At 42.2% G+C, this 10,016-nt stretch carries 11 protein-coding genes and 1 tRNA gene; 10 read left to right on the top strand and 2 right to left on the bottom strand.

Features of this window, described 5'->3' with window-relative positions:
- From cgtA to Q0K03_RS05770, 7 genes are all read left to right on the top strand, one after another.
- A partial coding sequence (gene cgtA / locus Q0K03_RS05800) for an Obg family GTPase CgtA (RefSeq protein ID WP_297238675.1) occupies nucleotides 1–687 on the top strand: 687 nt, incomplete at its 5' end.
- A gap of 84 nt (nucleotides 688–771) precedes the next feature.
- Nucleotides 772–1,521 carry an exodeoxyribonuclease III gene (locus Q0K03_RS05795; protein ID WP_297238673.1) on the top strand — a complete coding sequence of 250 codons (750 nt, stop codon included), beginning with the start codon at nucleotides 772–774 and terminating at the stop codon, nucleotides 1,519–1,521.
- Between the two features lie 12 nt (nucleotides 1,522–1,533).
- Entirely contained in the window at nucleotides 1,534–2,112 is a 579-nt protein-coding gene (ruvA, locus tag Q0K03_RS05790; protein ID WP_297238671.1) for a Holliday junction branch migration protein RuvA, read from the top strand.
- Nucleotides 2,113–2,127: 15 nt separating this feature from the next.
- Complete coding sequence (gene ruvB, locus Q0K03_RS05785) at nucleotides 2,128–3,123, top strand: Holliday junction branch migration DNA helicase RuvB (RefSeq protein WP_297238677.1); 996 nt, start codon at nucleotides 2,128–2,130, stop codon at nucleotides 3,121–3,123.
- A 56-nt stretch (nucleotides 3,124–3,179) separates the two neighbouring features.
- On the top strand, nucleotides 3,180–4,733 hold the full coding sequence (locus tag Q0K03_RS05780; protein ID WP_297238669.1) for a DHH family phosphoesterase: 1,554 nt from the start codon (nucleotides 3,180–3,182) through the stop codon (nucleotides 4,731–4,733).
- 61 nt (nucleotides 4,734–4,794) lie between these two features.
- A complete protein-coding gene (locus Q0K03_RS05775; RefSeq protein ID WP_297238667.1) occupies nucleotides 4,795–5,316 on the top strand; it encodes an adenine phosphoribosyltransferase in 522 nt (173 codons plus the stop codon).
- Nucleotides 5,317–5,336: 20 nt separating this feature from the next.
- A complete protein-coding gene (locus tag Q0K03_RS05770) occupies nucleotides 5,337–7,541 on the top strand; it encodes a bifunctional (p)ppGpp synthetase/guanosine-3',5'-bis(diphosphate) 3'-pyrophosphohydrolase (RefSeq protein ID WP_297238665.1) in 2,205 nt (734 codons plus the stop codon).
- Nucleotides 7,542–7,544: 3 nt separating this feature from the next.
- On the opposite strand, the gene Q0K03_RS05765 is transcribed toward Q0K03_RS05770, so the two are convergent.
- Both Q0K03_RS05765 and Q0K03_RS05760 read right to left on the bottom strand, forming a co-directional pair.
- A complete protein-coding gene (locus Q0K03_RS05765; RefSeq protein WP_297238663.1) occupies nucleotides 7,545–8,105 on the bottom strand; it encodes a YdcF family protein in 561 nt (186 codons plus the stop codon).
- Complete coding sequence (locus tag Q0K03_RS05760; RefSeq protein ID WP_297238661.1) at nucleotides 8,095–9,114, bottom strand: nucleotidyltransferase family protein; 1,020 nt, start codon at nucleotides 9,112–9,114, stop codon at nucleotides 8,095–8,097. The genes Q0K03_RS05765 and Q0K03_RS05760 overlap by 11 nt, the downstream gene beginning before the upstream one ends.
- A 76-nt stretch (nucleotides 9,115–9,190) precedes the next feature.
- On the opposite strand from Q0K03_RS05760, the gene Q0K03_RS05755 reads away from it, so the two are divergent.
- The 3 genes from Q0K03_RS05755 (at nucleotide 9,191) to Q0K03_RS05745 (ending at nucleotide 9,983) form a co-directional block, all read left to right on the top strand.
- On the top strand, nucleotides 9,191–9,697 hold the full coding sequence (locus tag Q0K03_RS05755; protein WP_297238659.1) for a YceD family protein: 507 nt from the start codon (nucleotides 9,191–9,193) through the stop codon (nucleotides 9,695–9,697).
- Nucleotides 9,698–9,708: 11 nt separating this feature from the next.
- A complete protein-coding gene (gene rpmF / locus Q0K03_RS05750; protein ID WP_297238657.1) occupies nucleotides 9,709–9,879 on the top strand; it encodes a 50S ribosomal protein L32 in 171 nt (56 codons plus the stop codon).
- A 28-nt stretch (nucleotides 9,880–9,907) separates the two neighbouring features.
- Nucleotides 9,908–9,983, top strand: a tRNA-Ala gene (locus tag Q0K03_RS05745).
- Nucleotides 9,984–10,016: the final 33 nt, after the last annotated feature.

Genomic DNA, 10,016 nt, shown 5'->3' with positions numbered 1-10,016 from the left:
GTTTCCACCCAGGATGGGCGCAGTTTTATCATGGCGGATCTTCCAGGTCTGATTGAAGGGGCCAGTACCGGAAAAGGTTTGGGACATCAGTTTTTACGTCATATCGAAAGATGCCGCGTTATCATTCATGTCCTGGATATGGGCGGTGAAGAAGGTCGGGATCCTCTAAACGATTATGAGATCATCAATGAAGAACTTCGTTCCTACAAGATTCGTTTGATGGAACGCCCGCAAATCGTAGTGGCCAACAAAATGGATCTGGAGAATTCCCAAAACAATCTGGAACGATTCAAGGAAAAATATCCGGATATTCCTGTGTATCCAACGACTACGATCATTCATGAAGGTCTGGAACCGGTCTTGAAAAAGGCGTCTGATTTACTTGCGGTCACTCCTATGTTCCCGATTGAAAATGAAGAGAATCAATCCAGCGGTGTCACGTATACTTTTGAAGAAAAGAAAAAGGATCTGGAAGTGGAACAAATCGACGATGGAATCTGGCGCGTTACGGGTTCCCGTCTGGAAAGAGTATTCAATATCCAAAAACTGAATACAGAAGAAGATTATTTTGAATTCGCCAACAAAATGCGTTATCTTGGCATCGACAAAGCTTTACGTGAGGCAGGATGCCAGGATGGCGATACCGTTCAGCTTCTGGGCTATGAGTTTGAGTTTGTAGAGAATTAGAAACAAAAAAACACAATGTAGGAAAGTGCATTGTGTTTTCTTTTTATGGTAGAATAGTAATAGTTTTACACAAGGAGAAAAAAGATGAAGCTTGTATCATGGAATGTAAATGGTGTTCGCGCCTGTATCAATAAAGGATTTATTGAGATCCTGGATGCTCTAAATGCCGATATCGTCTGTCTGCAGGAAACAAAGGCACAGCCGGATCAAATCGATATTTCAAAAGATCTTTATCCATACCAGTATGCTTATAGCGCAGTCCGTAAGGGATATAGCGGAACGATGATTCTTTCAAGAATCGAACCTTTATCGGTATCGTATGGTTTAGGAATCGATGAACATGATAATGAAGGCCGTGTGATTACGGCTGAGTTTAAGGATCATTATCTTGTGACGGTTTATACACCCAATTCAGGCGATGGTTTAAAACGTCTGGATTATCGTATGGAATGGGACAAAGTGTTCAGTCAGTATATTCGTTCATTGAACAAACCGGTTTTGATTTGCGGAGATTTGAATGTGGCCAATGAAGAGATCGATATCAAAAATCCTAAGACCAATCGTAGAAACGCCGGATTTACCGATGAAGAAAGGGAGAGTTTCAAGACCAATCTCTTACCTTATGTAAAAGATTCTTTTCGTACGATGTATCCGGATAAAGTACAGTATTCCTGGTGGAGTTACCGGTTCAATGCCCGGAAAAACAATGCCGGATGGAGAATTGATTACTGGCTGGTTTCACCGGATTTGATGGATCTAGTCAGCGATTCAAAAATATTAACAGATATATACGGAAGTGATCACTGTCCGATAGAATTGGATATCAATTTGTAAGGAGGGCACGATTTGATAGCGTTTTTACAAGGGATTCTTCGCCTGATTCGCAATGATTCCATTGTCGTGGATGTTCAGGGCGTAGGATATGAAGTTTATATAAGCGATCCTTTGTCTTTTAAACTGGGAGACGAGATCTTTTTGTACACATATCAGCATGTGCGGGAAGACGCGATTCTTTTGTATGGATTCAAAAAAGAAAAAGATTATGAAGTCTTTATGCGATTGATCAATGTCAAAGGGATTGGTCCTCGTACGGCATTGAATATGTTAGGAGTCTGCGATGGAGACGAAATGATCCAGGCCATCGAAGAAGATGATGTTCGCCGGTTAAAGGCATTGCCGGGCATAGGCGCCAAGACCGCGTCTCAGATCGTTTTGGATCTAAAAGGCAAATTTATTTCTGTAGAAGTAAAAGAAACTTCCAAACAGGATCCGACTTGGGATGAATGCCAGGAAGCTTTACTGTCTTTAGGGTATAAAACGGCGCAGCTTTCTGCCATCAAAAAAGAACTGGTCGGAAAAGATCTCAATGTGGATCAAATGCTTCGTCAGGCTCTTTCGTTACTGGCAAAAAGAAATGGGGTATAAGATTTGGATAGAGAAATGGATGCGAATTTACAGGAGCAGGATCGTTTTGAAACTACGCTTCGTCCTGCCAGCCTGAATGAATATATTGGACAAAAAAGTCTTAAGGAAAATCTCAGCGTTTTTATCCATGCGGCTAAACAGCGCCAGGAAGCCCTGGATCATGTGCTTTTTTATGGCCCGCCGGGCTTGGGTAAAACGACACTGGCCTATATTCTGGCTAACGAGATGCATGGAAATATCAAGACAACCAGTGGACCCAGTATTGAAAAAAGCGGGGATCTTGCCGCTATTTTAACCACTCTGGAACCAGGCGATGTGCTGTTTATCGATGAGATCCATCGCTTGCCTAAACAAGTGGAAGAGGTCCTGTACCCGGCTATGGAAGATTACTGTCTGGATATTCTTGTGGGCAAAGACAGTGCAACGGTGCACAATATCCGTTTGACCTTGCCTCCTTTTACTTTGGTGGGGGCCACCACGCGGGCCGGTGATCTGAGCGCTCCTTTGCGTGATCGATTTGGTATTGTTTCACAGCTTGAGTACTATGAGATCTCCGATTTGGAAAAGATCGTAGATCGTACCAGCCGGGTCATGAATACCCAGATCGATCCTTTGGCAACGCATGAGATTGCCTTGCGTTCACGCGGTACTCCGCGAATTGCGAATCGACTGTTTCGAAGAGTTCGGGATTTTGCCCAGGTCTATAATGAGGGAGTTGTTTCCCTGGATGTTGCCAAAGATGCTCTTGACCGTTTAAAAGTAGATCATTTAGGACTGGATGCCGTCGATCATAAATATCTTCGCGGAATCATTGAACGATTTAAGGGCGGCCCTGTGGGATTGGAGGCCATCGCTTCCAGCATCGGAGAAGAGCCGCAAACTCTGGAGGATGTTTATGAGCCTTATTTGCTTCAGATAGGGTTTATCAATCGAACACCTCGCGGACGCATTGCCACGCAAAAGGCTTATGAACATTTAAAGATCAGTTATCAAGATCATCTGTTTGAGTGAATCGGAAACGATTCACTTTTTCTTTAGAGACTTCAAAATAGTGGTATAATACACACATGGACAATTTATCAAATTTGGCAAAAAAGGTTTTAGAATATCTTGAACCGGATCAAAATAAATGGGATTACTGGACAAAAAAACATGAACTTTATCCTGTTACAAACGCTTCCTGTATGAAGCAGTTTGTGGAAATTATAGACTATGCGATTCGAAATAAGGAAAAGATCCTGGTCGCTGGCGACTATGACTGTGATGGCATCCTAGCGACTTCCATCATGGTGGACGGCTTGAATTCTCTGGGACTGCAGACGGGGTTTTATATCCCGGATCGGATCAAAGAGGGATATGGATTGAATACCAATACAGTGGAGCTGGCTTATAAAAAGGGATATTCGATCCTTATTACCGTTGATAATGGAGTCAAGGCTTTTGATGCGCTACAGAAAGCCTTGTCTTATGGAATGAAGGTGATCGTGACCGATCATCACCAGATCGATGAAAGGGTTCCCTGCACATTGTTGATTCATCCTACGCTTATGGAAGATGAATTTGCCGCTTTATGCGGAGCGGGCGTAAGTTATGAATGCATTCGTGCTTTAGGGGCGGATACGGATTATCACCTTATGCTTGCCGGTGTTGCCAGTATTGGGGATGTTATGGAGGTGACCGGACAGACCCGGGCTTTGATTCAAAATGGGATCCGTCTTCTAAATCAAAGTAAAGAAAACCATTTGTATTCACTGGCGGGCGATTGTGATCTTAATGAAACAAGCATCGGTTTTCAAGTGGTTCCCAAGCTGAATGCGATAGGAAGACTGAGCAATTTAGCGAATGTCAACAACTGTGTGCGATATTTTCTCAATCAGGATGCGCGCGAGATCTATCACTTTCATTCGCAGTTGACGCGTATCAATGATCTAAGAAAACGCATCAGCTCTCAAATGAAAGACACGGCTTTAAAAAAATGCGTTCCTCAAGATCCAATCCTTTTGATCCGAGATATCAGTTTTCATGAAGGGATTATTGGATTGGTGGCAGGGTCCTTGTGTTCCCAGTTTCAAAAACCCGTGATCGTAATTGCGCAAAATCCACAGGGGTACAAGGCCAGTATGCGCTCTCCCCGCGGATTTGACTGTATGGACTTTTTGAATCGTTTCGATGATTTCTGTGCTTTGGGAGGGCATGCCCAGGCGGCTGGTTTTTCATTGGACCTGCATGCTTATGAACGATTTGAACAGTTTGTAAAAACGGAAGGCGCTCATTTTTCCTGGACTTTAGAACCCGTCAAAACCTTAAAGGTCACTTCAAAAGAGCTGACATTGGACGCCATTGAAAGCCTGGACAGTTTGCGGCCGTTTGGCCCCGGCTTTGCGTTTCCAAGTTTTGAACTGGAAGAAATGAATATCAAATCGTTTTATGATCTCAGCAATGGAAAACATAGGCGCTATACCTTAGAGGATGGTTTGCAGTGTCTGTATTTCAATATTCCTGAGCAGGACAGTAAAAAAAGTGTGAATTCGATTCGCGGTTTTATCGGCTCTTGTCAGATCAATCGTTATCGAGGAAAAAAACAAGTGAATTTTATTATTGATCAGATTGTATATAAATGAAATATTGTTTCTGTTTTCGCTTTCATATAGAATAAAGGTAATTTAAAAGGAGTTACATGCAATGAATATTAAAGACCATATTGCCAGTATTATAGATTTTCCCAAGAAAGGAATCATATTTCGAGACGTTACCCCTATCTTGAAAGATCCAGCCTGCATGAAAGAAGTCACGGATGCGTTTGCGAAATTTATCAAAAAGACAGGGGCTCAAATGGTGATAGCCCCGGAAGCCAGAGGTTTTTTCTTCGGATTGCCGGCTGCCTTGTCGTGCGATATCGGGTTTGCCCCTGTCAGAAAACCGGGGAAACTGCCTCGAAAAACAATCACGCAGTCTTATGATCTGGAATATGGAACCGATCGTTTAGAAATCCATGAAGACGCAATCCAGCCGGGAACCAAAGTCGTGATCATTGATGATCTTTTGGCGACAGGCGGCACGATGGAAGCGATAGTGAAAATGGTAGAACATCTGCAGGGAGAAGTTGTCGGTATTGGTTTTGTGATCGAATTGGATGATTTAAAAGGAAGAGATAAATTCAAGGATATCCCAATTCTTGCCTTGACGCATTACCAGGGGGAATAGAAAGTAAAGGAGGGTTTGATGTGGCACATAAAAAGGAAGTAACATTCGATGAATGTTTGGATTATATCAAGACATACATCAAACGTCCTGAGAATATCGAGCTGATTGAAAAAGCATATGCGTTTGCCCAGGAGCATCATAAAGGACAGTTTCGTAAGAGTGGGGCTCCTTATGTGACCCATGTGATCCAGGTGGCCTATACGCTGGCGCAGATGCACTGCGGTCCCAAGACGATTGCCGCCGGTCTTCTGCACGATACAGTCGAAGATTGTGATGAGGTTTGTGATGATACCATCCGTGAAGAATTCGGTGAAGAAATACTGACCATGGTGGATGCCGTTACAAAGATTGGAAATATCCAGTTCAAGGATGAAAAAGAATACCAGGCAAACAATCATCGCAAGCTGTTTATTGCGATGGCCAAAGATATTCGTGTGATCCTGATCAAATTGGCGGACCGGCTTCATAATATGCGTACCCTTGAATATATGAAACCGGAAAAGCAGCAAAAGATCTCACGGGAAACGTTAAGTGTATATGCGCCGATTGCCCATCGTTTAGGTATCAGTGCGATTAAAAATGAGTTGGAGGATCTTTCGTTTAAATACATTGATCCAAAAAAATATCACGAAATCAAAAATCTTGTGAAACAGCGGGAAGAAGAACGCAATGAGCAGGTACAGATGATGATCGAAGATATCAAAACGATCCTCGATTCTTATAACATCAAATACCGGATCTTTGGACGTTCCAAGCATTTTTACAGCATCTATAAAAAGATGGTAACCAAAAATAAGCGGTTTGAGGAGATTCTTGATTTACTGGCCATACGAATCATTACCGATACGGTGGCCCATTGTTATGAAATATTGGGCTATGTTCATGCGACCTATCGCCCAATACCCGGCCGATTTAAAGATTATATCGCAATGCCTAAGGCCAATATGTATCAGTCTTTGCATACAACGATCGTGGAGCCTCAGCACGGCAATATTTTTGAGATCCAGATTCGAACGGAAGATATGGATGAGATTGCCGAAAGAGGGGTTGCCGCGCATTGGAAATATAAAGAAAAAGCCAATTCCATGCCGGAGATCGAACAAAAAGAAATTGAAGATAAACTTTCCTGGTTCCGTGATTTTTCTATGATGACCGATGAAGAAAGTGAAGATCCGCTGGAATATATGAATGTGCTTCAAAAAGATATCTTTGAAGCCAATGTGTATTGTCTGACCCCCAGGGGAAAAGTGATTGCCTTACCAAGCGGTTCGACTCCGATTGATTTTGCGTATCGTGTTCATACAGAAGTTGGGCATAAAACCGTAGGAGCAACGGTTAACGGGGCCATAGTTCCTTTGAATACACCGCTTAAAACCGGCGATGTCGTTGACATTCTTACCAACAACAATTCTCCAGGGCCTTCTAAAGACTGGATCAAAATTGTAAAGAGCGGGCATGCACGAAACAAGATTCGTTCTTTCTTGCTTCGTCAGGAACAAAGCAATCGGAAAGACGTGATCAAAAAGGGACAGGAAATGCTTCAGGAGGAGTTTAAGAAGCAAAAGCTGGACGAATCCCTTCTGCAGCCTAAACGTGTTGAATCGATTCTTCATTCTCTTTCATTTAAACAGCTGGATGATCTCTATGTAGCCCTGGCCAACAAACGGGTCTCTGTTCAGTCGGTCGTGGATCGACTGGTGAAAAACCGGCAAAGCGGATTGAGCGATGAAGAGATCTTTAAGCAGTTCAACAAGACAGCTCCTAAAGAACAGAAGGCTTCAGGATGTGGGGTCATTGTTCCGGGAATCGATACCATTGCGGTTTCTCTGGCCAATTGTTGTTCGCCGATTCCAGGGGATTCCATCATTGGTTATATCTCAAAAGGACAGGGAATCAAGGTTCATCGTACCGATTGCCCGAATATTGCCAATGAACATAAACGTTTGATTCCGGTTGTCTGGGCTGAAAATATCGAAGAAAAGCGCTATGAAGTCAACCTGATCATATACAGTGATGACCGTAATTTCCTTTTAAGCGATATCGTAACGACACTTCAGCAAAGCAACGCTTATTTACGCCATGTGGATTCCAGTGTGGATGAAAACGATCTTACGGCCACCACGAAACTGGCCATCACGGTAAAAGATGCCGATCATTTGAAAGTGATCATGACCAATTTAAAAAAGGTCCGCAGTGTAACTGACGTTACGCGAACCATTCAGTAAAAGCTATAACTTTTTTATAGCTTTTTTTATTTCGATAGAAATGTAGAGATATCGGGAAACGATTTCTCTTAAGATATGTCTTGGTTTATGATCTTTATACCAGTATGCCCCATATTCTTTAAAGAAATGTCGGGCAATGGCGCAGGCTCTTCGAATATGAGTCCCTCCCGATAAGATCAAAACGGGTTTGTCTTTTGTGATCTCTTTGGAAAACTGAAAGTTCTCCCATGTATTGGATGCCCGTGTTTCACAAAGAATGGGCATATCCACTTGTTTTAATATATATTGTGCCATTTCTGTGCTTTCCACATATTGATTTTTGATGGCGCCTCCGGAGATGATCAGAACATCAAATTTGCCTTTTTTATAAGCATCGATGGCCAGCTCACATCGCTTTATCTGACTGGAGGCATAGGTTCCGTCATCGTGATTGGGGCATCCCAACAGCAAGGCATAAGGATAATGCGACTGACTGACCGGCAATCGGGGGAAATAATGCCGGTAAAGAAGAAATGCACCAATAAGGAAAACGAAAAGGACCACTGCAACGATTTTAACGATCATAAAGAATCACAGCTCCTTTATTCAGCGGCTTTTTTAGAACGCTGTTATAGAGGATCCATGAATTTCGTTCCACTTTCTGAAGAAAAGGATCCAGTTGATTAAAACGAGTGATGATTTTATGGGAATCTGCTTGTTTCAGACACTTTTGTCCCATGGAATCAAATCCCAGCACTTTGATCTTGGAAAAAGAAGGCTCTTTCATTTCTTCCTTTTTTATTTGCAGTAAGATCATAAGGCAGATTCTTTGGATCCGTGCTCGGGAATAATTCTTCGTAATGCATTGATCAAGAAAATCATTCCAGGTATTCGCTTTTTGCGCAATGGAACAAAGCCGATTTTCGATTCCTTCATTCACCAGGAAGTAGGTTGTCAGATCTTTTGGATCGGTAAGAGACAGAACATTTTTTAGGAAGGGATAATAAGAGTTCCAGTTTTGTTCTTTGAGAAACAGGGAATCAAAATTCTCTCTTTTTCCTTCAAAATAATCTTCTCGAGTTTGAGTGGCACTTTTGTATTTGTCATTTCTTTGGATGGAAACAGGGCGAATACCATATAAATGACAGTAACGGATATACTGCATCCCCAGAATATCGTTAGGTTTCAATGACATTTCGATATTGTGATTTAAACTTTTTGAAGGATCGATCTGAATATTCTCGAGTAGAGATAACTGATGTTCCAGATAGGAGATGTCGTTGGTCTCTGAGCCAAATGACAAAGTATCAATAGGCAATGATGCCAGGGATTCAATGTTGTATCTAGCAAAGTAATCCGCGCTTTGCATGCAGTAACAGGAAGGGCATTCCAATACCAGATTGGCACCGTATTCCAGGGCCAGGCGGGTTTTATCCTGGACAGATAACAGACTGGGAAGTCCTCTTTGGGTAAAACAACCGCTGAGAATCACGACCAGACAATCACAACCTGTGATTTCCTTTGTCTTTTTGATATGATAGATATGGCCTTGATGGAAGGGGTTATATTCTGCGATAATTCCTGTAATTTTCATGATATAATCTTACCATTTAAGTTGACTTTCGTCAGGTGTTTTATTATAATATCAACTGCGACATGAGGTGAAGATCGTGAAATTTACGAAAACAGATTTCCAAAATGCAGAAAATGGAGTCCTTCATATCGATGAATGGATTGCTGTTGAAGAAAACGATTTTCTACGTCATTCTCAAGTCAAATCCATTCCAGAGGTACATATAACTGGTACTTTACAGTTTGACCAATCTTCTTTGGTCTTTTCCGATTTGGAACTGGATGGTGTGATGATCGTTCCAGATTCCATTACTCTGGAGGACCTAGAAGTAACATTTGACACAACGTCGCAATCAACCTATTCATTCGATCCTGTAAATCAGGATGATGATGAGATCATCGTGGTCAAAAAAGATACGATCGATTTGAACCCTGAAATTCTTCAGGCTGTGATCTATGAAGCGCCTATGAACATCACAAGGTGTCCACGAAGTGAATATCCAAAAGGTGATGGATGGCAGGTATTATCCGATCAAGATCCAAAAGAGGAAACGATCGATCCACGATGGGAAAAGTTAAATGAATTCAAACTGGATGATAACTAGGAGGTGTAACCATGGCTGTTCAGCAGAGAAGAGGATCAAAAACACGCAAGGCTAAACGTAGAACTCACTACAAGTTAAATAAACCAACATTGACTCGTTGCCCTAACTGTGGTGAATACAAATTGGCACACAAAATGTGTTCTTGCGGTGAATATAACGGTAAAAAAATTATCGAAGGTTAATCTGGTTGGTTTCTACCAACCCTTTTTTGGGGTGTTAGCTCAGCTGGGAGAGCGCTACGCTGGCAGCGTAGAGGTCAGGGGTTCGAACCCCCTACGCTCCACCAATAGTCGAAAAAGCCGATAAATATCGGCTTTTT

Origin of the sequence: uncultured Faecalicoccus sp. (assembly GCF_944327125.1) — a bacterium.
Classification (GTDB): domain Bacteria; phylum Bacillota_I; class Bacilli_A; order Erysipelotrichales; family Erysipelotrichaceae; genus Faecalicoccus.
The sequence above is the reverse complement of the archived record's forward strand: the minus strand, read 5'-3'. Positions and strand labels throughout refer to the sequence as shown.

Coding starts and splice junctions, on each gene's coding strand:
- Q0K03_RS05795 (WP_297238673.1), top strand. CDS start 772: ATGAAGCTTGTATCATGGAATGTAAATGGTGTTCGCGCCTGTATCAAT.
- ruvB (WP_297238677.1), top strand. CDS start 2,128: ATGGATGCGAATTTACAGGAGCAGGATCGTTTTGAAACTACGCTTCGT.
- Q0K03_RS05780 (WP_297238669.1), top strand. CDS start 3,180: ATGGACAATTTATCAAATTTGGCAAAAAAGGTTTTAGAATATCTTGAA.
- Q0K03_RS05775 (WP_297238667.1), top strand. CDS start 4,795: ATGAATATTAAAGACCATATTGCCAGTATTATAGATTTTCCCAAGAAA.
- Q0K03_RS05765 (WP_297238663.1), bottom strand. CDS start 8,105: ATGATCGTTAAAATCGTTGCAGTGGTCCTTTTCGTTTTCCTTATTGGT.
- Q0K03_RS05760 (WP_297238661.1), bottom strand. CDS start 9,114: ATGAAAATTACAGGAATTATCGCAGAATATAACCCCTTCCATCAAGGC.
- rpmF (WP_297238657.1), top strand. CDS start 9,709: ATGGCTGTTCAGCAGAGAAGAGGATCAAAAACACGCAAGGCTAAACGT.